The sequence below is a fragment of the Blastococcus sp. CT_GayMR20 genome (assembly GCF_004570345.1).
This window is the reverse complement of record NZ_SPQM01000011.1, coordinates 30,606-50,253: the sequence shown is the minus strand read 5'-3', so window position 1 is coordinate 50,253 and position 19,648 is coordinate 30,606. Positions and strand designations below refer to the sequence as shown.

The window sequence follows — 19,648 nt, the reverse complement described above, 5'->3', positions numbered from 1 at the left end:
CACCAGCGGCGATCCGTCGCAGCTCCTGACCGGGACGGGAGGGATCCGGGCATGTCCTGAGCGATCCCGGCGTGAGTGTGCGCAGACCGTGGTGAGGCGGGGCGCATCACCACGATCTGCGCACGGTCGGTCGCTCAGTCGTCGGAGCCGCGCCCGCCGCCTCCGCGGCCGGAGTTGTCGTCGTCATCCCCGCCGGAGCCGCGCCCGGAGCTGTCGTCGTCCCCACCGCGGCGGTCACCGCCGTGGTCGTCACCGACGTCGTGACCGGGGCCGTCGTCTCGGCCGTGACCGCCGCGGACCCGGCCGTCGCTGTCGTCCGGGGCGTCGTACGTCGGGCTCGGCGTCGACGAGCTGTGCGTCGCAGTGCCGTGGCCGGGGCCGTCGTCGGCACCGTGGCCGCCGCCGACCCGGTCGCCGCCGTGGTCGTCCGGGCGGGAGGAGTGGGTGGGCACCGAGGTGGGGGTGGTCTCCGCCGTCCGCTCGGCGGTGGACGACGAGCTCGAGGCGGTGGACGAGGACGTGGTGCCCGACGGCACCGTCGTGACCACGGAGGAGTCCTCCGTCGGCGTCGAGCCGCTGGGAGCGGCGGCATAGGCGAGCCCGGCCACGGAGGCGCTCATGGCGAGGGCGGCTGCGATGATCACTGGCTTTCTCATGCCGGCAAATGTGCGACCGCCCGGGACAAGGCCACGCTAAGGCGACGTCAACCTCAGCCCCGGGACCGCGGGAGCACGGCGCGGACGATGCGGTCGGGACGGATGCCGATCCGGGGAGCGCTCCCCAGCCACCGGTGCAGCGTCCCCCCGGGGTCCTCGAGGGACACCTCGCTGCCGTCGGCCCGGTGGACGCACAGGTCCGACGTGAGTTCCGACTCCCCCGGCCCGAGGACGTCGTCCAGGCGGCACCACCGGCCGTCGGCGACCACCTCGGGGTCGGGGACGAGCGTGCCGGCCAGCCGGCGACCCGCCCGCCCGCGGCGCTCGACCAGCGGACCCGGTCGGAGCGGCGGGGTCCGACTGTCGGTGGCCAGCGCGGCGACGGCCGGGATCCGCCGGACGGCGGCCAGCACCCCCCGGCGGACGACGTCGCCACCGCGCCCTCCACCCGTCATGAGCCGACCCAGCAGCAGGGCGACGCGGATCAGCGCACGGGCGTGCGGCTCGCGCTCGGCCTGGTAGGTGTCCAGCAGCTCCTCGTCGGCGGCCCCGTCGAGGACGTCGGCCAGCTTCCAGACCAGCTGGTGGACGTCACGGAGCCCCAGCCCCATGCCCTGGCCGACGAACGGCGGGCTCAGATGGGCGGCGTCCCCGGCCAGCAGCACGCGCCCGGCTCGCCAGCGGTCGGCCACCTGTGCGCGGAAGGTGTACTCGACCGCGCGGACGAACTCGACGGACGCGGGGTCGACGGGGGCCAGCAGCGCCGCCAGCCGCGCGGGCGTGGTCAGGTCGGCGACGGTCTCCCCGGGCGCCATCCGGGTCTCCCACCGGTACCGGTCACCGGTGACGGGCATGAACGTCGCCGGGTGCCGCGAGTCGCAGACCTGGTGTGCGCCGGGCCAGACGGGCAGCGCGTCCGCCGACCGGACGTCGAGCACGAGCCACCGGTCCGCTGGGCCGAGGTCGCGCATGGCCGAACCGATCAGGCCGCGCACGGTGCTGTTCGCGCCGTCGCACCCGAGCACCGCGGGGGCCCGGACGGACCGGTCCGCACCGCCGTCCCGGGGGCGGACGGTCAGGGTGACGCCGTCGCCGTCCTGGGTCAGGCCGGTCACCTCCGCACCGCGCCGGACGGCGACACCGGCGTCCTGCGCCGCTGCGGCGAGGACCTCCTCCAGGTCCGGCTGGTGCACGAAAGAGCCCTGCGGGAAGCCGTGGATGCCCGCGTCGGGATGGCGGTCGAACTCGGCGAGCACGCGGTGCGCCCCGTCCAGCAGGCGCAGCCCGGCCATCGGCCGGGTGCGGGCCAGCACCGGGTCGGCCACGCCGGCGGCCTGGAGGACGCGGAACACCTCGTCGTCGAGGTGCACGGCGCGGGGGAGGGGATAGGGCGCGCGGTGCCGCTCCAGGACCTCGACGGCGACGCCCCGCCGGGCGAGCAGCAGCGCCGCCGTCAGCCCCACCGGCCCGGCGCCGACCACGATCACGGGAGCGCCGGACACGCGGCCAGTCTCGCCGAGCGGCCGGCCCTCCCGCCGGGTCAGGACCCCGCGAGCTCGTTGAGGTCGAGCGCGTCGTCGGGCGCGGTGATGTCCTCCTCCTCGCCGAAACGGCTGAAGGTGAGGGTGCCGGCGTTGTCGCCCTTGTTGGAGATCTCCAGCGGATAGGCGTCGTCGGCGTCGGCGACCGACAGCCTGCTGCCGTCCTCCTGCTCGACCACGACCACGTCCGTGCCGTCGACCTCGCCGGTGGTGACGTCGTCCTTCACGGAGCTCTCCGGGTTGCGGAGCTGGTCGATGAAGCCCTGGAGCGAGAAGTCCTCGAACTCCGAGGCACCGTCGGCGGGGACGACGACCCACTGGCCGTCGAACTGCGCGGCGAACTCCTCGGGCATGCCGAAGCCGCTCCAGAACTCCGGTGGGGCCTGCAGGTAGACCTGGCCGCCGACGCTGAGCAGCTCGACGTCGACGCCGCCCATCGTCAGCGTGCCGGTGGCGTCCTCGCCCTGCAGGAAGAGGTCGACCTCGCCCTGCTCGCCGTCCTGCTCGATGGTGCCCGAGACCTGGACGGAGCCGGCCTCCTCGAGGGCGTCGGCGGCCGCGGCCGCGACCTCCGGCCCGGTCTTGCCGTCGAGCGGGCTGCCGCCGCACGCGGTGAGGAGCAGTGCGGCGGCGGCCGCAGTGGCACTCGCACGGGCGAGCTGGGGGATGTGCATGGGAGGTCCTCCGGACGTACCGATCTCCGGAACTCCGACGTCCGGCCTGGGAGATCCTGCGGTCCCGTCGGTCGATGCCTGCGCTAGCCGGCCTTTCCGGGCGTGTCGAGAAGCGTCAGGACGGCGGGGCCGAGCCGCAGCACACCGCCGGTCTCGGGGGCGCAGCGGATCCCGCCCCGGCCGCGCAGGCCGCGGTGAGCCCCCGGTGCGAGGGCGACGTCCATCCAGGCACAGGGGTTCGCCGGGCGGCCACCCCGCAGGACGACGACACCCTCCCCACAATCGAGGGCGAAGGTCGTCCTCCGCAGGCTCTCGACGTCCGCGCCCCTGAGGACGACGTTGCGGCGGGTGAGCAGCGGGGCGAACGGCGCCACCCCCAGGTCGAGGGCGAGCGCGTCGAGCGACTCGGCGGCGATGAGCGTCACGGAGGCGTCCCGGTGGGCGAGCCTCCCGGCGTAGCGGTCGCCCAGGATGCCGACGCCCGCCCGGATCTCGATCCGCTCGCGTCGGTCCCCGGCCTGCTCCGGGACCGTCGTGCACGGGCGGCCGTCGTAGCGGTGCACCGGGGAGGCGAGCAGCCCGACGACCTCGACGTCGTAGCGGTGGGCCGGCCCGCTCAGCGGTCGCGCCCCGGCTCCGTGGCGTCGGCCAGCCCGTAGTCCCGGGCCTCCGCTGCGTCCAGGAGCCGGCCGGCGCGCATGTCCGCGGCCACCTCCTCGACCGCACGTCGGCACGCCTCGGCCAGGCGCTCGGTGAAGCTCCGAAGCCGGGCCGCGCGCTCCGCGGCCAACGCCTCCACCTCCCGGCCCGGGATGCCGTGCGGCGACCGCGGCTCGCAGAGGTGGAACACGGCGTGCGCCCCGGCCACCCGGTGGTCGGCCACGGCGAGCAGCGCGACGGCCGGTCCGGTGAGCCGGCCCAGGGCGGTCGCGTGCACCGGGGCGCCCATCAGGTCGAGCGCGTCGACGAGAGGCAGGACCGTGTCGAGCTCGGCGCTCACGCCCGAGAGGCGGAGGCCCACCGGGTCGTCGCCCGTCGCGTCCAGCAGGGCGAGGGCGGCGATCGCGCGGTTCACCGCGTCGTCGTCCAGGTCGCCGGCCAACGCGACCACCCGCCGCTCGAGCAGCCGCTCACCGAGCCAGTCGCGGTCGCCCACGACCATCGACGCGGACGCCGAGACCGCACCGGGGCCGGTCGGCCTCGGTTCGGGCAGCCACGGCGTGTGACGCGGGAACGGAGGATCGGGCGGCGACGGGGGAAGCGGCGGGTAGGTGCCGGACGGTCGGTTCATCAGGACTCCTCGGACGGTCGGATCTGCCAGTCCACCGTCCGCCCCAGTGCGGCCGCGTACCGCTCGAGCGTGGAGAGCCGGGCATCGAGCGCCCCGCTCTCCAGCCGGGCGACGGCCGACTGCGAGGTCCCCATCCGCGCGGCGATCTCCGTCTGGCTGAGGTCGCCCTCCTGCCGGACGCGCACCAGCTCGTCGATCAGCTCCCGGCGTCGGCCCGAGAGATCCCCCAGGCCCGGGAAGGACGACTTCCGCGGCGGCGGTGTCATAGCGGGAAAGATATATCTGATCCGCTATAGCGCCGGCTCGGCGCGTTCCGCTGTCCGGTGAATCGGGCCCTCGATGCCGGCCAGGCGCTCCCCCGAGCCCCCCCAGCGCCCGGCGATGATCTCGGCGGCGATGGACACGGCCGTCTCCTCCGGCGTCCGGGCACCCAGGTCGAGCCCGATCGGCGACGACAGCCGGGCGATCTCCGCGTCGCTCAGCCCCGCCTCCCGCAACCGGGACTCCCGCTCGTCGTGCGTCCGCCGCGACCCCATCGCGCCGACGTAGGCCACCGGGATCCGCAACGCGACCTCCAGCAGCGGGACGTCGAACTTCGGGTCGTGGGTCAGCACGCAGAGCACGGTCCGCTCGTCGATGCGCCCGGCGTCCACCTCGGCCTGGAGGTACCGGTGCGGCCACTCGACGACGACCTCGTGCGCGTCCGGGAACCGCTTCGGCGTCGCGAACACCGGCCGGGCGTCGCAGACCGTGACGCGGTAGCCGAGGAAGACGCCCACCCGGGCGACCGCCGCGGCGAAGTCGATCGCGCCGAAGACGACCATGCGGGCGGGCGGCGCGAAGGAGTTCACGAAGAGGGTCAGGTCGTCGCCGCGCCGCTCCCCGTCGTGGCCCACGTGCAGCAGTCCGGTGCGACCGGCGGCCAGCATCCCGCGGGCGTCGGCCGCGACCGCGTCGTCCAGGCGCTGCAGCCCGAGCGTGCCCGACTCCCGGTCCGGCCAGAGCACCAGCCGCCGGCCCAGCCGGTCGTCCGGGCCCTTGACCACGGTCACGACGGCGACCGGTTCGTGGTTCTCGACCGACTCGGCGACCTCCCCCAGCTCGGGGAACGACTCGCGCGAGACGGACTCGACGAACACGTCGAGGATCCCGCCGCAGGTCAGGCCGACGGCGAACGCGTCATCGTCGCTCACGCCGTACCGCTCGAGGGTGGGCTCCCCCGTCTCGACGACGTCCTTGGCCTCCTCGTAGACCGCGCCCTCCACGCAGCCGCCCGAGACGCTGCCCACCGCCGTGCCGTCGGGGCCGACCAGCATCGAGGCCCCGGCCGGCCGGGGGGCCGACCGCCAGGTGGCGACCACCGTCCCCATCCCGACGGTCTCCCCCGCCTGCCACCAGCCGATCAAGTCATCCAACACGTCACGCACCGGACAGCTCCTTCCCGCGGATGGCCCCGTCGAGGGGTCCTTCGACTTCACGCATGTTGGATCACTCTCGTCAGCTCCTCGAACGCGGCCATGCTGTGCCCCGACACGAAGTGGTCGACCGACGGCAGGGCCGCCTGCATCCCCCCGGTCAACGGCTCGTACCCGCGGCGCCCCTTGTGCGGGTTCACCCAGACGACGGAGTGCGCGAGCCGCCGGAGCCGGACCATCTGCTGGGCGAGCAGATCCGTCCCACCGCGCTCCCACCCGTCGCTGCAGAAGACGACGACCGCGCCGCGGGCGGTGCCACGCTGGCCCCACCGGTCGAGGAACGCCTTGAGCACCTCGCCCAGCCGTGTCCCGCCCGACCAGTCGGGGATCGCCGAGCCGCTGGCCGCCAGCGCCTTGTCCGGGTCGCGCTGCCGCATCTCCCGAGTGACGCGGGTCAGCCGGGTGCCGATCGTGAACACCTCGGTCGAGGCCGGCCAGGCGCGTACGGCGGCGTGCGCGAACCGCAGCAGCGCGTCCGCGTACGGCGACATCGACCCGGAGACGTCGACCAGCAGGACGACGCGGCGCGGACGCGGCTGCCGCCGGTGGTGCAGCAGCCGCCGCACCTCACCGCCGTCGCGCAGCGCCGACCGCACGGTGCGGGCCGGGTGCACGGCGCCGCGCAGGCTGGGCCGGCGGCGCCGCGAGGGGCGCATCGGGGTGGCCGGCGCCAGGAGCGCGAACAGCCGGCGCAGGTGGTCGCGTTCGGCGGCGGTCAGGTCGGCGACGTCGCGGTGCCGCAGCACCTCGTCGGGACTGGCCTGCACGGCGAGCTCGGGGGAGTCCGGTGCGTCGTCGACGTCCCCGGTGCCGAGCTCGAGCGGCGCGGAGGCGGCCAGCTGCTGCACCGGGGGCAGGGCCGACGGACGGCCGGCCCGGGGAACCTCGCCGGCGAAGTACGCGGCGAAGGCGGCGTCGTAGCGGTCGAGGTCGTCGGGCCCGCTGCACAGCGTGAGGCGCCCGGCCCAGTACACGGCGGTCGGGTCGAGCACGTCGAGCGAGCCGAGCGCGGCCATCATCGCCTCCACCCGGTCCGGGGACGCGCCGACGCCGGCGTGGCGGAGCGTGCGGGCGAAACCGAGAACGGTGTCGACGACGTCCCGCTCCGGCCGGGTCAGGGAGGCCTCAAGCACCGAAGATCGCCCCGCGGGCCAGTGCCTGCACCCGATCGGTGTCCTCCCGGTACTTCAGCACCGCACCGAGCGTCCGGGCGGCCAGCTCGGGGTCCAGCGCGCGGGCGCCCAGGGTGTGCAGCGCCGTCGCCCAGTCCATCGCCTCGGCGATCCCGGGCGGCTTGAGCAGGTCCAGCGTGCGGAGCTTCCCGGTGGCGCGGGCGACCTCGCGAGCCAGCTGCTCGGTGACGTCCGGAAGGCGGCGGCGCAGGATCGCGACCTCGCGGTCGAAGTCGGGGTGCTGGAGCCAGTGGTACAGGCAACGGCGCTTGAGCGCGTCGTGCACCTCGCGCGTGCGGTTGGAGGTGAGGACGACGAGCGGCGGTGTGGTCGCCCGCACGGTGCCGAGCTCGGGGATGGAGATCGTGAAGTCCGACAGCACCTCGAGCAGGAACGCCTCGAACTCGTCGTCCGCCCGGTCGATCTCGTCGACGAGCAGCACGCTGGGCGCGTCCTCCAGTGCCTGGAGGAGCGGGCGGGCGAGCAGGAAGCGGCGGTCGTAGAGCGACGCCTCGAGACGCTCGGGGTCGTCGGCGGCATGGGCGGCCTCGGCGGCCCGGAGGTGCAGCAGCTGGCGGCCGAAGTCCCAGTCGTAGAGCGCCTGGCTGGCCTCGAGACCCTCGTAGCACTGCAGCCGGTAGATCGGCCGGCCGGTGACCTGCGCCAGCGCGTGGGCCAGGGCCGTCTTCCCCACGCCGGCCTCGCCCTCGAGGAACAGCGGGCGGTGCATCACCAGGGCCAGGTAGGCGGCGGTCGCGAGGCCCTCGTCGGGCAGGTAGCCGGTGCCCTCGAGCGCCGCGGCGAGCTCCCCGGGTCCGGTGAACGTCGGGGACTCGTCGGCGATCGTTCGGACGGTGGGCTCGCTCACAGGTGCGAGCATCTCACCTGCGCAGAGAACGGCGGCCGGTCGAGTCTGGTCCTCGACCGGCCGCCGCCGTCCTCATGTCCCGGCGCGTGCGCCGGGGGCCGTTCAGATGCGCCGGTCGCGGTCGGTCTCGATCGTGCGGTCGGTCTCCAGTGCGCCGTCGACCTCGATCTCCTCCTTGCGGAGGCCCTCGGTCACCGTGGCCTGCTCGGTGACGGTCTCCTTGTCCAGGCGGACGCGCTCGACCGGGACGGCCTCCTTGGCCACGACCGGGGTCTCGGCGTGCAGGACGACCTCGTGCTCCTCCTCGGAGATGGCCGGCCCGTCCATGGCGTTGCCGATGTTGGCGTCGGTGATGGGCTCGCGCTCGACGCGGACCTCTTCACGGGAGACGGGCACGGTCTCGGTGACGTTCTCGGTCACGACGTACTTGCGCAGGCGGGCGCGGCCGACCTCTTCCGAGCGGGTGCCGACGCTGAGCCGCTCCTCGGAGCGGGTCATCGCGTTGTCGGTGGTCGGGCCGGAGGTGTCGTGACCGACGGCGCCGCGGGCGTCGAAGTCGCTCGTCGTGCCGGTCGCCATACCCGTGGTGGTCGTCGTCTCCGTGGTCATGGCGGTGTCCGTGCCGGCGCCCATGCCGTAGTAGCGGTAGAGCTCCTGCTCCTCCTGCGGCGACAGGTGCCCGTCGGTGTCGATCTTCGGGGCGTCCTTCACGCGGGCCTTGCTCACCGGTACGCGCACGCCGTCGTTGGTCAGGTCTGCATTCCGGATCGGCACGAAGGACTCCTTCGTGCCGAACAGGCCGGTGCGCACCGTGACCCACTCGGGCTGGCCGGTCTCGTCGTCCAGGTAGACCTCTGCCGCGGAGCCGATCTTCTCACCGGACTCGTCGTACACGTCCTGGCCGATCACGCGGCTGATGGTGTCGGTGCCGATCATCGTCTTGGTGCTCCTATCCATGCACGGGGCTGGTGCGGTCCCTCGAATGGGTGACCTAGATCAGGACCCCGAAACGATTCCGCCCACCCCGACACACCCGACCTCGAACGCCGGGAGGCCTGACTACGCGTGACCGTCGGGCACACCTACGTACCGGATCTCGGCGTTTTCGCAGTTCAGCGCCCCAGTAGATCGCGCACAACCCGGTTCCGTGCCGGGCGACATGGCTGCACTGTGGCAATGACTCTGCGTCATCCTCCGGGACGCCGGGCGTGTCGGATCGCACGTCCCGGCGCGTCCTACCCACCCTGGCGGGCACCCGTGCTCAGCATGGAGGGCGTGCCTCCCCGCTCGCCCTACGACAACCTGGTCCACCCGCGCACCGTCAAGAAGCCGGTGCCGCAGGTGGAGGCCGAGAAGGACCTCGTCGTCGAGGACCCGAGCTCGGGCTTCGTCGGCGCCGTCATCCGCTGCGAGAAGGACGTCGTCCACCTCGAGGACCGCTTCGGCAAGGTGCGCGGCTACCCGCTCGGGCCCGGCTTCTGGGTCGACGGCCGCCCCGTCGTCCTGGTGCGGCCGAAGCACACGGCGCCGTCCGGGCCGTTGCGGAGCGCGTCCGGGTCGCTGTACGTCGACAACGCCCGCGCCCGGGTCGCCCGCGCCGGGCGCATCTACGTCGAGGGCAAGCACGACGCCGAGCTGGTCGAGAAGGTCTGGGGCCACGACCTGCGCATCGAGGGCGTCGTCGTCGAGCCGCTGCACGGCGTCGACGACCTGCCCGCCATCGTCAAGGACTTCCGCCCCACCCGCGGACGACGGCTCGGCGTGCTGGTCGACCACCTGGTGAAGGGCTCGAAGGAGTCCCGCATCGCCGAGCAGATCACCGGCGAGCACGCCCTGGTCGTGGGCCACCCCTTCATCGACATCTGGCAGGCCGTCAAGCCGCAGGTCGTCGGGATCAAGGCGTGGCCGACCGTCCCCAAGGGCGAGGACTGGAAGAGCGGCGTCTGCACGCGGCTCGGGTGGGAGGACGACACCGGCTACGTCTGGGCGCAGCGGATCCTCGCCCGGGTGAAGAGCTTCACCGACCTCGAGCCCCAGCTCCTGGGCCGCGTCGAGGAGCTGATCGACTTCGTCACCACGGACTGAAAGAGGACCCTCCTGCCCTCAGGCGATGCGCCGCGACATCGGGAGCTCCGACCGCACCGCGAGGCCGGTGACAGCCACCGCGAGCAGCGGCACGAGGACCGCCACCCCGCCGAGCAGCAGCCACGGGACGTCGATCACCGCCTGGCCGCCCGGGGTGCCGAAGCCGTCGCCCGCGGTCAGGGGATAGGCCACTGCGATCCCCGGCGCCAGTCCGACCAGGACGCCGAGCAGCGCCCCGCCGCCACCGACGACGGCGGCCGAGCCCATCGCCGTCAGCCGGCGGGTGCGCGGCGCGGCGCCGACGGCGGCCAGGGTGGCGAAGTCGGGGCGGGCGTCGGTCAGCGCCAACCCGGTGGCGGTCAGCGTCGCGACGAGGACGAGCAGCGCGGCCAGCCCGGAGAGGACGTACCGGGCGACCGCCAGGTCGTCCTGCCAGCCGCGCTCGACCGACACTCCGGCAACCCCGGAGAGGACGCCGATCGCCTCCTGCATCTGCTGCTCCTGCTCCGGCGTCACGGGATCGTCCGGTCCACCGGTCACCAGCGTCGTCGTCTGCACCTCGAGCGGCAGCCGGTCGGCCAGGACGGGTGGCACGAGGATCACCGCCGGCAACTGGACCAGCTCGCCCGTCGGCAGCGGTACGTAGCTGGCCGGCAGGGACGCCGTCGCGGTGACGGAGCCCTCGTACTGGCCGCCGCCGGTGTCCTCGTACTCGACGGTGGCCAGCGCGACCGTGCCGTCGTCGGCCACCGCGCCGGTCCCGAGGACCACGACGCGCCCGGCCCCGAGTTCCCGGGCGACGTCGTTCCGGAGGCTCGCGTCGATCAGATCGTGCGCCGTCGCTGCGTCGAGCGAGACGACCTCCCCGTAGCCGCCGGTGACGGTGACGGGCTGGGTCAGCCACCAGCGACACTCCTCGACCGACCCGGAGCAGCCCGGCCGCAGCACCGCCAGCTCGCGCATCGCGCCGTTCACCCACGGCACCGCCCGGATCCGGTGGACCGCCCGCTCCGGCGCCTGCTCGCGGAGCACCGCCTCGACGTCGGCCCATGCCCGCTCGCCGATGTCACCGGTGATCAGCGCGGTGCCGAGCGGTGCCAGGGGGACGTAGTCGCGCCGGGCCTGGGCGCTGTCACTCGCGCTGCCGATCGACAGCGCGGTGACCCCCGCGACCGTCGCCATGACGGCGGCCATCGCCGGCGCGGTGCGGCTGCGGTTCCGGGTGGCGTCCCGGACGGCCAGCCGGCCGGGGACCGGGAGCCGGCTCCCGAGCGGCGCCAGCAGGCCCACCAGCCACGGCGAGGCGGTCACCAGACCCACGATCAACAGCACCGCCCCGGCCGCGACCCCGATCTCGGCGCCACGGGCCCCGAGGACGACGAGGAGCAGGCCGGCGGCGGCGAGCACGAACCCGAGGAGGGGGGACCGCCACGACGTCCGGACCTGACCCCGGCGCCCGGCCAGGGTCTCGACGATGTCGGTCCGCGCAGCCTGCCGGGCCGGGAACCAGGCCGCCCCCAGCCCGGCCACGAACCCGACGAGGACGATGACGGCGACGTCCAGCAGCGGGACCTCGAAGGGCCCCAGCGAGCGGCCGGTCCAGGGTTCGACGACCGGCCCGCCGAGGCGGGCCAGGACCACGCCCAGGCCGGCGCCCAGGACGGCGGCTCCCCCACCGAGGACGACACCGCTGGCCAGGACGACGCGGCGCAGGTCGGCCGCGGACCCACCGGCGGCGCCGATCAGTGCGAGATCACGGCGCTGCCTGCGCACCCCGACGGCGAACGCCGGGCCCGCGAGAAGGACGACCTCCAGGACCACCGATGCGACGACCAGCGCCAGCACGGCCTGCCCGGCCGGGTCGCTCTCGAACATGTCGGCCGGCTCGTCCGGCGGCAGCCACTCGGCCGGGGACGGCGGATCGGCGACGACCTCGCGGGACACCACGAGGAGCCCGCGGGCGTTCAGCTCCTGCACTCCCGCCCAGTCCAGGCCGCCGGGGACCCTCACGAGGAACCGGGTGAGCGGGCCGGTGAGCAGGTCGGCGCCGGTCTCGGGGAGCACCAGGAACGGCTCGTCCCGGCCGGGCCGGGACACGACGCCGACCACGCGGGCGGACACCTCGTCGGTGGTGAGCTCCAACGTGTCGCCGATGACGTACCCCCGGTCGGCGACGGGGCGGCTGATCGCCACCTCGCCGTCCTCCCGCGGCAGACGGCCGCTGCCGAGGGTGAACGTGCCGTCGAGCAGGGGATCCCCCGAGTCGCGGGCGAAGGCGGTCAGGGCGGCACGGCCGACGTCGGTCCGGTAGGTCACCCGGCCCTCGACGGTCTCCACGACGCGCGAGCCCTCCGGCAACAGCCCGGCCACCTCGTCGGCTGTCCACGGCGGATCCGCAGCGGCCGCGCCCTGGTGCCAGGTGGCCCCGGTCTCCGGATCGGCGTAGACCTGCTCGCGGGCCTCGCCCACGATCTGCGCGTCGGCCGAGCCCAGCGCGATCGCCGCCTCCTCGACCGGACTGAGGTCCGCCGTCCGGAAGAACGTGTCCGCGCCGACCACGGCCATCACCGGGAGGCCCACCATGGCGAGCACGAGCAGTGTCCGCCCCCGGTGCCGGAGTGCGTCGCGCCGGGCGATGCGCAGCGCGAGGCGCCAGCGCACGACCCATCCACTCACGGCACCTCCTCGCTGACGCTCGTCGGCCCCGTTCCGGACGCTGTGTCTTCGGGTGAGCTCGCAAGCTCGCTCACGCAGCACCCCCGGCCAGCAGCGACTCCGCACCCGCGACGGGCCCGCTCTGGTCGACCACGACGCCGTCCCGCAGGAAGACCACCCGGTCGGCCCAGGCCGCGTGCCGCGCCTCGTGCGTGACCAGGACGCCGGCGGCGCCGGCCTCGCACCGGGCGCGGAGCACCCGGAGCACCTCCTCGCCGGTGGTCGAGTCCAGCGCGCCGGTCGGCTCGTCGGCGAGCAGCAGCCGGCGTGGGCCGACCAGGGCCCGCGCGATCGCCACCCGCTGCTGCTGGCCCCCGGACATCTCGTCGGGGAAGCGGCCGGCGAGCGCGCCGACGCCGACCTCGTCGAGTGCCTCCCGTGCCGCGCGCCGGGCCATGCCGCCGCGGACGCCGTCCAGTTCCAGGGGGAGGGAGACGTTCTCCACGGCCGACAGCGACGGCAGCAGGTTGAGGTCCTGGAAGACGTAGCCGACGCTTCGCCGGCGGACGGCGGCCACCTGCGATGCCGACAGCGTCGCGAGGTCGCGGCCCTCGACGAACACCGAACCGGCGGTGGGGGTGTCCAGCCCGCCCGCGACGTGCAGGAGGGTCGACTTGCCCGAGCCGGACGGCCCCATGACGGCGACCAGCTCACCTGCACGGACGGCGAGGTCGACGCCGCGCAGGGCGTGCACGACCGCGTCCCCCTGCAGGTGCTCCCGGGTGACGCGCGACAGGAGCAGCACCGGCGCGCTCATCGCCGGACCTGGTGCGCGGCCGCCACCGGCGCCGGGGGCACGGGCGCCGGGGCCGACCGGCCGGCGGCGGCCCGGGCGACCCGCGCCTCGCAGTGGTCCAGCCAGCGGATCTCCGCCTCCGCCCGGAACACCAGGGAGTCGAGCACCAGCGACCAGGCCAGGTCCCCGCCGCCGTCGCCGGCCCGGACCTTCAGCCGGGTCAGCTCCTGCAGCGAGGTCATCGTCGCCCCGCGCTGGGTCTGGACGACCGAGATGACGTCCACCCCCGGGGTCGTGACGGCGAGGGCGAGCTTGATGGCCAGTTCGTCCCGCGGGGCCGCCTTCGGGCTGACCGGCGAGGTGAACCAGGCCTTCACCTCCGCGCGCCCCTCATCGGTGATCCGGTAGGCGATCCGGCCGTCGGCGTCCGGTGCGCCGTCCTGCACGACGAAGCCGTCGCGCTCCAGCCGGTCGAGGGTCGTGTAGACCTGCCCCACGTTCAGCGGCCAGGTCGCGCCGGTGGCCGCGTCGAACTCCGCGCGCAGCTGGTAGCCGTGGCTGGGACCGCGCTCCAGGAGCGCCAGCAATCCGTGTCGGATGGACATGGATACGGAGTATGCATACCGAGTATGCCCAACGGAAGGGGGCGCGCCGCGGATGAGCGCGGGACGGGTCCGGGCCGGACCCACCCCGCAGGACTCAGCCGGGGATGTAGGTGAACTCGTCGGGGTCCGGACCGGTGCGCTGATCGCGGTTCAGTGCCGAGATCGCGGCCATCGCCGACTCGTCGAGCTCGAAGTCGAAGATGCCGAAGTTCTCCTCGACGCGGCTGCGGGTCACGGACTTCGGGAACACGACGTCCCCGCGCTGGATGTGCCAGCGCAGCGTGACCTGGGCCGGAGTCTTCCCGACCTGCCCTGCCACCTCGCGGATGACGGCGTCGCCGTCGACCTGGCCCCTGGCGATCGGCGCCCACGCCTCGGTGACGACCTCGTGCTCGGCGTCTCCAACTTCCAGCCGCACCACCTGCGCACGCTGTTCGCCGAGACGGAGGTGCGCCCGGCGGTCAACCAGATCGAGGTGCACCCGTACCTGACGCAGGACGAGCTGCGCGCGTTCGACGCCGAGCACGAGGTCGTCACCGAGGCGTGGGCGCCGATCGCCAGGGGCCAGGTCGACGGCGACGCCGTCATCCGCGAGGTGGCAGGGCAGGTCGGGAAGACTCCGGCCCAGGTCACGCTGCGCTGGCACATCCAGCGCGGGGACGTCGTGTTCCCGAAGTCCGTGACCCGCAGCCGCGTCGAGGAGAACTTCGGCATCTTCGACTTCGAGCTCGACGAGTCGGCGATGGCCGCGATCTCGGCACTGAACCGCGATCAGCGCACCGGTCCGGACCCCGACGAGTTCACCTACATCCCCGGCTGAGTCCTGCGGGGTGGGTCCGGCCCGGACCCGTCCCGCGCTCATCCGCGGCGCGCCCCCTTCCGTTGGGCATACTCGGTATGCATACTCCGTATCCATGTCCATCCGACACGGATTGCTGGCGCTCCTGGAGCGCGGTCCCAGCCACGGCTACCAGCTGCGCGCGGAGTTCGACGCGGCCACCGGCGCGACCTGGCCGCTGAACGTGGGGCAGGTCTACACGACCCTCGACCGGCTGGAGCGCGACGGCTTCGTCGTGCAGGACGGCGCACCGGACGCCGACGGCCGGATCGCCTACCGGATCACCGATGAGGGGCGCGCGGAGGTGAAGGCCTGGTTCACCTCGCCGGTCAGCCCGAAGGCGGCCCCGCGGGACGAACTGGCCATCAAGCTCGCCCTCGCCGTCACGACCCCGGGGGTGGACGTCATCTCGGTCGTCCAGACCCAGCGCGGGGCGACGATGACCTCGCTGCAGGAGCTGACCCGGCTGAAGGTCCGGGCCGGCGACGGCGGCGGGGACCTGGCCTGGTCGCTGGTGCTCGACTCCCTGGTGTTCCGGGCGGAGGCGGAGATCCGCTGGCTGGACCACTGCGAGGCGCGGGTCGCCCGGGCCGCCGCCGGCCGGTCGGCCCCGGCGCCCGTGCCCCCGGCGCCGGTGGCGGCCGCGCACCAGGTCCGGCGATGAGCGCGCCGGTGCTGCTCCTGTCGCGCGTCACCCGGGAGCACCTGCAGGGGGACGCGGTCGTGCACGCCCTGCGCGGCGTCGACCTCGCCGTCCGTGCAGGTGAGCTGGTCGCCGTCATGGGGCCGTCCGGCTCGGGCAAGTCGACCCTCCTGCACGTCGCGGGCGGGCTGGACACCCCCACCGCCGGTTCGGTGTTCGTCGAGGGCCGCGACCTCGCGACGCTGTCGGCATCGCAGGTGGCCGCCGTCCGCCGGCGAAGCGTCGGCTACGTCTTCCAGGACCTCAACCTGCTGCCGTCGCTGTCGGCCGTGGAGAACGTCTCCCTCCCCCTGGAACTGGACGGCGTCCGCGGCGGCATGGCCCGGCGCGCGGCACGGGAGGCACTCGACGAGGTCGGCGTCGGCGCGCTCGCCGGCCGCTTCCCCGACGAGATGTCCGGGGGCCAGCAGCAGCGGGTGGCGATCGCGCGGGCCCTGGTCGGCCCACGCCGGCTGCTGCTCGCCGACGAGCCGACCGGCGCGCTGGACTCGACCACCGGCGAGGAGGTGCTCCGGGTGCTCCGCGCCCGGTGCGAGGCCGGCGCCGCCGGCGTCCTGGTCACGCACGAGGCGCGGCACGCGGCCTGGGCCGACCGGGTGGTCTTCCTGCGGGACGGCGTCGTGGTCGACCAGAGCGGGCCCGTCGCGGGTGCGGAGTCGCTGCTGGCCGGGGGTGCTGCGTGAGCGAGCTTGCGAGCTCACCCGAAGACACAGCGTCCGGAACGGGGCCGACGAGCGTCAGCGAGGAGGTGCCGTGAGTGGATGGGTCGTGCGCTGGCGCCTCGCGCTGCGCATCGCCCGGCGCGACGCACTCCGGCACCGGGGGCGGACACTGCTCGTGCTCGCCATGGTGGGCCTCCCGGTGATGGCCGTGGTCGGCGCGGACACGTTCTTCCGGACGGCGGACCTCAGTCCGGTCGAGGAGGCGGCGATCGCGCTGGGCTCGGCCGACGCGCAGATCGTGGGCGAGGCCCGCGAGCAGGTCTACGCCGATCCGGAGACCGGGGCCACCTGGCACCAGGGCGCGGCCGCTGCGGATCCGCCGTGGACAGCCGACGAGGTGGCCGGGCTGTTGCCGGAGGGCTCGCGCGTCGTGGAGACCGTCGAGGGCCGGGTGACCTACCGGACCGACGTCGGCCGTGCCGCCCTGACCGCCTTCGCCCGCGACTCGGGGGATCCCCTGCTCGACGGCACGTTCACCCTCGGCAGCGGCCGTCTGCCGCGGGAGGACGGCGAGGTGGCGATCAGCCGCCCCGTCGCCGACCGGGGGTACGTCATCGGCGACACGTTGGAGCTCACCACCGACGAGGTGTCCGCCCGCGTGGTCGGCGTCGTGTCCCGGCCCGGCCGGGACGAGCCGTTCCTGGTGCTCCCCGAGACCGGCGCCGACCTGCTCACCGGCCCGCTCACCCGGTTCCTCGTGAGGGTCCCCGGCGGCCTGGACTGGGCGGGAGTGCAGGAGCTGAACGCCCGCGGGCTCCTCGTGGTGTCCCGCGAGGTCGTCGCCGATCCGCCGTCCCCGGCCGAGTGGCTGCCGCCGGACGAGCCGGCCGACATGTTCGAGAGCGACCCGGCCGGGCAGGCCGTGCTGGCGCTGGTCGTCGCATCGGTGGTCCTGGAGGTCGTCCTTCTCGCGGGCCCGGCGTTCGCCGTCGGGGTGCGCAGGCAGCGCCGTGATCTCGCACTGATCGGCGCCGCCGGTGGGTCCGCGGCCGACCTGCGCCGCGTCGTCCTGGCCAGCGGTGTCGTCCTCGGTGGGGGAGCCGCCGTCCTGGGCGCCGGCCTGGGCGTGGTCCTGGCCCGCCTCGGCGGGCCGGTCGTCGAACCCTGGACCGGCCGCTCGCTGGGGCCCTTCGAGGTCCCGCTGCTGGACGTCGCCGTCATCGTCCTCGTCGGGTTCGTGGCCGGGCTGGGGGCGGCCTGGTTCCCGGCCCGGCAGGCTGCGCGGACCGACATCGTCGAGACCCTGGCCGGGCGCCGGGGTCAGGTCCGGACGTCGTGGCGGTCCCCCCTCCTCGGGTTCGTGCTCGCCGCCGCCGGCCTGCTCCTCGTCGTCCTCGGGGCCCGTGGCGCCGAGATCGGGGTCGCGGCCGGGGCGGTGCTGTTGATCGTGGGTCTGGTGACCGCCTCGCCGTGGCTGGTGGGCCTGCTGGCGCCGCTCGGGAGCCGGCTCCCGGTCCCCGGCCGGCTGGCCGTCCGGGACGCCACCCGGAACCGCAGCCGCACCGCGCCGGCGATGGCCGCCGTCATGGCGACGGTCGCGGGGGTCACCGCGCTGTCGATCGGCAGCGCGAGTGACAGCGCCCAGGCCCGGCGCGACTACGTCCCCCTGGCACCGCTCGGCACCGCGCTGATCACCGGTGACATCGGCGAGCGGGCATGGGCCGACGTCGAGGCGGTGCTCCGCGAGCAGGCGCCGGAGCGGGCGGTCCACCGGATCCGGGCGGTGCCGTGGGTGAACGGCGCGATGCGCGAGCTGGCGGTGCTGCGGCCGGGCTGCTCCGGGTCGGTCGAGGAGTGTCGCTGGTGGCTGACCCAGCCCGTCACCGTCACCGGCGGCTACGGGGAGGTCGTCTCGCTCGACGCAGCGACGGCGCACGATCTGATCGACGCGAGCCTCCGGAACGACGTCGCCCGGGAACTCGGGGCCGGGCGCGTCGTGGTCCTCGGGACCGGCGCGGTGGCCGACGACGGCACGGTCGCGCTGGCCACCGTCGAGTACGAGGACACCGGCGGCGGCCAGTACGAGGGCTCCGTCACCGCGACGGCGTCCCTGCCGGCCAGCTACGTACCGCTGCCGACGGGCGAGCTGGTCCAGTTGCCGGCGGTGATCCTCGTGCCACCCGTCCTGGCCGACCGGCTGCCGCTCGAGGTGCAGACGACGACGCTGGTGACCGGTGGACCGGACGATCCCGTGACGCCGGAGCAGGAGCAGCAGATGCAGGAGGCGATCGGCGTCCTCTCCGGGGTTGCCGGAGTGTCGGTCGAGCGCGGCTGGCAGGACGACCTGGCGGTCGCCCGGTACGTCCTCTCCGGGCTGGCCGCGCTGCTCGTCCTCGTCGCGACGCTGACCGCCACCGGGTTGGCGCTGACCGACGCCCGCCCCGACTTCGCCACCCTGGCCGCCGTCGGCGCCGCGCCGCGCACCCGCCGGCTGACGGCGATGGGCTCGGCCGCCGTCGTCGGTGGCGGCGGGGCGCTGCTCGGCGTCCTGGTCGGACTGGCGCCGGGGATCGCAGTGGCCTATCCCCTGACCGCGGGCGACGGCTTCGGCACCCCGGGCGGCCAGGCGGTGATCGACGTCCCGTGGCTGCTGCTCGGCGGGGTGGCGGTCCTCGTGCCGCTGCTCGCGGTGGCTGTCACCGGCCTCGCGGTGCGGTCGGAGCTCCCGATGTCGCGGCGCATCGCCTGAGGGCAGGAGGGTCCTCTTTCAGTCCGTGGTGACGAAGTCGATCAGCTCCTCGACGCGGCCCAGGAGCTGGGGCTCGAGGTCGGTGAAGCTCTTCACCCGGGCGAGGATCCGCTGCGCCCAGACGTAGCCGGTGTCGTCCTCCCACCCGAGCCGCGTGCAGACGCCGCTCTTCCAGTCCTCGCCCTTGGGGACGGTCGGCCACGCCTTGATCCCGACGACCTGCGGCTTGACGGCCTGCCAGATGTCGATGAAGGGGTGGCCCACGACCAGGGCGTGCTCGCCGGTGATCTGCTCGGCGATGCGGGACTCCTTCGAGCCCTTCACCAGGTGGTCGACCAGCACGCCGAGCCGTCGTCCGCGGGTGGGGCGGAAGTCCTTGACGATGGCGGGCAGGTCGTCGACGCCGTGCAGCGGCTCGACGACGACGCCCTCGATGCGCAGGTCGTGGCCCCAGACCTTCTCGACCAGCTCGGCGTCGTGCTTGCCCTCGACGTAGATGCGCCCGGCGCGGGCGACCCGGGCGCGGGCGTTGTCGACGTACAGCGACCCGGACGCGCTCCGCAACGGCCCGGACGGCGCCGTGTGCTTCGGCCGCACCAGGACGACGGGGCGGCCGTCGACCCAGAAGCCGGGCCCGAGCGGGTAGCCGCGCACCTTGCCGAAGCGGTCCTCGAGGTGGACGACGTCCTTCTCGCAGCGGATGACGGCGCCGACGAAGCCCGAGCTCGGGTCCTCGACGACGAGGTCCTTCTCGGCCTCCACCTGCGGCACCGGCTTCTTGACGGTGCGCGGGTGGACCAGGTTGTCGTAGGGCGAGCGGGGAGGCACGCCCTCCATGCTGAGCACGGGTGCCCGCCAGGGTGGGTAGGACGCGCCGG

Annotated in this window: 20 protein-coding genes; 5 read left to right on the top strand and 15 right to left on the bottom strand. The window is 74.5% G+C overall.

Annotation, left to right across the window (positions count from 1 at the left end; translation table 11 throughout):
* Positions 1–134: 134 nt before the first annotated feature.
* The 10 genes from E4P40_RS04940 to E4P40_RS04895 all read right to left on the bottom strand — a co-directional run bounded on the left by E4P40_RS04940 (position 135) and on the right by E4P40_RS04895 (position 8,613).
* On the bottom strand, positions 135–656 hold the full coding sequence (locus tag E4P40_RS04940) for a hypothetical protein (protein ID WP_135157746.1): 522 nt from the start codon (positions 654–656) through the stop codon (positions 135–137).
* A gap of 53 nt (positions 657–709) precedes the next feature.
* Positions 710–2,158, bottom strand: a complete 1,449-nt coding sequence (locus tag E4P40_RS04935; protein ID WP_135157748.1) for a bifunctional 3-(3-hydroxy-phenyl)propionate/3-hydroxycinnamic acid hydroxylase — start codon at positions 2,156–2,158, stop codon at positions 710–712.
* A gap of 38 nt (positions 2,159–2,196) precedes the next feature.
* Positions 2,197–2,871 carry a hypothetical protein gene (locus E4P40_RS04930; RefSeq protein WP_135157750.1) on the bottom strand — a complete coding sequence of 225 codons (675 nt, stop codon included), beginning with the start codon at positions 2,869–2,871 and terminating at the stop codon, positions 2,197–2,199.
* 83 nt (positions 2,872–2,954) lie between these two features.
* On the bottom strand, positions 2,955–3,434 hold the full coding sequence (locus E4P40_RS04925) for an MOSC domain-containing protein (protein WP_245160139.1): 480 nt from the start codon (positions 3,432–3,434) through the stop codon (positions 2,955–2,957).
* A gap of 53 nt (positions 3,435–3,487) precedes the next feature.
* Complete coding sequence (locus E4P40_RS04920; protein WP_135157752.1) at positions 3,488–4,162, bottom strand: ATP-dependent Clp protease proteolytic subunit; 675 nt, start codon at positions 4,160–4,162, stop codon at positions 3,488–3,490.
* On the bottom strand, positions 4,162–4,428 hold the full coding sequence (locus tag E4P40_RS04915; protein WP_135157754.1) for a helix-turn-helix transcriptional regulator: 267 nt from the start codon (positions 4,426–4,428) through the stop codon (positions 4,162–4,164). The genes E4P40_RS04920 and E4P40_RS04915 overlap by 1 nt, the downstream gene beginning before the upstream one ends.
* Positions 4,429–4,452: 24 nt before the next feature.
* The gene (locus E4P40_RS04910) at positions 4,453–5,589 is read right to left on the bottom strand and encodes an XdhC/CoxI family protein (RefSeq protein WP_135157755.1); all 1,137 of its coding nucleotides are present in this window, start codon (positions 5,587–5,589) and stop codon (positions 4,453–4,455) included.
* A gap of 47 nt (positions 5,590–5,636) precedes the next feature.
* Positions 5,637–6,770, bottom strand: a complete 1,134-nt coding sequence (locus E4P40_RS04905; RefSeq protein ID WP_135157757.1) for a VWA domain-containing protein — start codon at positions 6,768–6,770, stop codon at positions 5,637–5,639.
* Positions 6,763–7,677, bottom strand: coding sequence for a MoxR family ATPase (locus E4P40_RS04900; RefSeq protein ID WP_245160140.1), 915 nt, complete (start codon positions 7,675–7,677; stop codon positions 6,763–6,765). Before E4P40_RS04900 ends, E4P40_RS04905 begins: the two co-directional genes overlap by 8 nt.
* Before the next feature lie 102 nt (positions 7,678–7,779).
* Positions 7,780–8,613, bottom strand: coding sequence for a PRC and DUF2382 domain-containing protein (locus E4P40_RS04895; protein WP_135157759.1), 834 nt, complete (start codon positions 8,611–8,613; stop codon positions 7,780–7,782).
* A 339-nt stretch (positions 8,614–8,952) separates the two neighbouring features.
* On the opposite strand from E4P40_RS04895, the gene E4P40_RS04890 reads away from it, so the two are divergent.
* Positions 8,953–9,762, top strand: a complete 810-nt coding sequence (locus tag E4P40_RS04890; protein WP_135157760.1) for a DUF3097 domain-containing protein — start codon at positions 8,953–8,955, stop codon at positions 9,760–9,762.
* Between the two features lie 18 nt (positions 9,763–9,780).
* On the opposite strand, the gene E4P40_RS04885 is transcribed toward E4P40_RS04890, so the two are convergent.
* From E4P40_RS04885 to E4P40_RS28800, 4 genes are all read right to left on the bottom strand, one after another.
* The gene (locus E4P40_RS04885) at positions 9,781–12,438 is read right to left on the bottom strand and encodes an FtsX-like permease family protein (RefSeq protein WP_135157761.1); all 2,658 of its coding nucleotides are present in this window, start codon (positions 12,436–12,438) and stop codon (positions 9,781–9,783) included.
* Between the two features lie 70 nt (positions 12,439–12,508).
* On the bottom strand, positions 12,509–13,234 hold the full coding sequence (locus E4P40_RS04880) for an ABC transporter ATP-binding protein (RefSeq protein ID WP_135157763.1): 726 nt from the start codon (positions 13,232–13,234) through the stop codon (positions 12,509–12,511).
* Complete coding sequence (locus E4P40_RS04875) at positions 13,231–13,818, bottom strand: PadR family transcriptional regulator (protein WP_135157764.1); 588 nt, start codon at positions 13,816–13,818, stop codon at positions 13,231–13,233. The genes E4P40_RS04880 and E4P40_RS04875 overlap by 4 nt, the downstream gene beginning before the upstream one ends.
* A gap of 94 nt (positions 13,819–13,912) precedes the next feature.
* Positions 13,913–14,239 (bottom strand): aldo/keto reductase, encoded by a 327-nt coding sequence (locus tag E4P40_RS28800; RefSeq protein ID WP_245160142.1) that lies wholly within the window; start codon positions 14,237–14,239, stop codon positions 13,913–13,915.
* Between E4P40_RS28800 and E4P40_RS28795 the strand changes: the two genes are divergently transcribed.
* From E4P40_RS28795 to E4P40_RS04855, 4 genes are all read left to right on the top strand, one after another.
* Positions 14,207–14,638 (top strand): aldo/keto reductase, encoded by a 432-nt coding sequence (locus E4P40_RS28795; protein ID WP_245160141.1) that lies wholly within the window; start codon positions 14,207–14,209, stop codon positions 14,636–14,638. The two genes, E4P40_RS28800 and E4P40_RS28795, sit on opposite strands and share 33 nt — an antisense overlap.
* A gap of 94 nt (positions 14,639–14,732) precedes the next feature.
* Complete coding sequence (locus E4P40_RS04865) at positions 14,733–15,320, top strand: PadR family transcriptional regulator (protein WP_135157764.1); 588 nt, start codon at positions 14,733–14,735, stop codon at positions 15,318–15,320.
* Entirely contained in the window at positions 15,317–16,042 is a 726-nt protein-coding gene (locus E4P40_RS04860; protein WP_135157763.1) for an ABC transporter ATP-binding protein, read from the top strand. Before E4P40_RS04865 ends, E4P40_RS04860 begins: the two co-directional genes overlap by 4 nt.
* 70 nt (positions 16,043–16,112) lie before the next feature.
* Positions 16,113–18,770 (top strand): FtsX-like permease family protein, encoded by a 2,658-nt coding sequence (locus E4P40_RS04855; RefSeq protein ID WP_135157761.1) that lies wholly within the window; start codon positions 16,113–16,115, stop codon positions 18,768–18,770.
* An 18-nt stretch (positions 18,771–18,788) separates the two neighbouring features.
* Here the strand turns inward: E4P40_RS04855 and E4P40_RS04850 are convergent, their stop codons facing one another.
* Positions 18,789–19,607 carry a DUF3097 domain-containing protein gene (locus E4P40_RS04850; RefSeq protein WP_245160143.1) on the bottom strand — a complete coding sequence of 273 codons (819 nt, stop codon included), beginning with the start codon at positions 19,605–19,607 and terminating at the stop codon, positions 18,789–18,791.
* Positions 19,608–19,648 lie beyond the last annotated feature (41 nt).

What these genes read in the sequence shown, in the direction of transcription:
- E4P40_RS04940 (WP_135157746.1), bottom strand. Translation starts at nt 656, where the DNA reads ATGAGAAAGCCAGTGATCATCGCAGCCGCCCTCGCCATGAGCGCCTCC.
- E4P40_RS04930 (WP_135157750.1), bottom strand. Translation starts at nt 2,871, where the DNA reads ATGCACATCCCCCAGCTCGCCCGTGCGAGTGCCACTGCGGCCGCCGCC.
- E4P40_RS04920 (WP_135157752.1), bottom strand. Translation starts at nt 4,162, where the DNA reads ATGAACCGACCGTCCGGCACCTACCCGCCGCTTCCCCCGTCGCCGCCC.
- E4P40_RS04915 (WP_135157754.1), bottom strand. Translation starts at nt 4,428, where the DNA reads ATGACACCGCCGCCGCGGAAGTCGTCCTTCCCGGGCCTGGGGGATCTC.
- E4P40_RS04895 (WP_135157759.1), bottom strand. Translation starts at nt 8,613, where the DNA reads ATGATCGGCACCGACACCATCAGCCGCGTGATCGGCCAGGACGTGTAC.
- E4P40_RS04880 (WP_135157763.1), bottom strand. Translation starts at nt 13,234, where the DNA reads ATGAGCGCGCCGGTGCTGCTCCTGTCGCGCGTCACCCGGGAGCACCTG.
- E4P40_RS04875 (WP_135157764.1), bottom strand. Translation starts at nt 13,818, where the DNA reads ATGTCCATCCGACACGGATTGCTGGCGCTCCTGGAGCGCGGTCCCAGC.
- E4P40_RS04865 (WP_135157764.1), top strand. Translation starts at nt 14,733, where the DNA reads ATGTCCATCCGACACGGATTGCTGGCGCTCCTGGAGCGCGGTCCCAGC.
- E4P40_RS04860 (WP_135157763.1), top strand. Translation starts at nt 15,317, where the DNA reads ATGAGCGCGCCGGTGCTGCTCCTGTCGCGCGTCACCCGGGAGCACCTG.
- E4P40_RS04850 (WP_245160143.1), bottom strand. Translation starts at nt 19,607, where the DNA reads ATGGAGGGCGTGCCTCCCCGCTCGCCCTACGACAACCTGGTCCACCCG.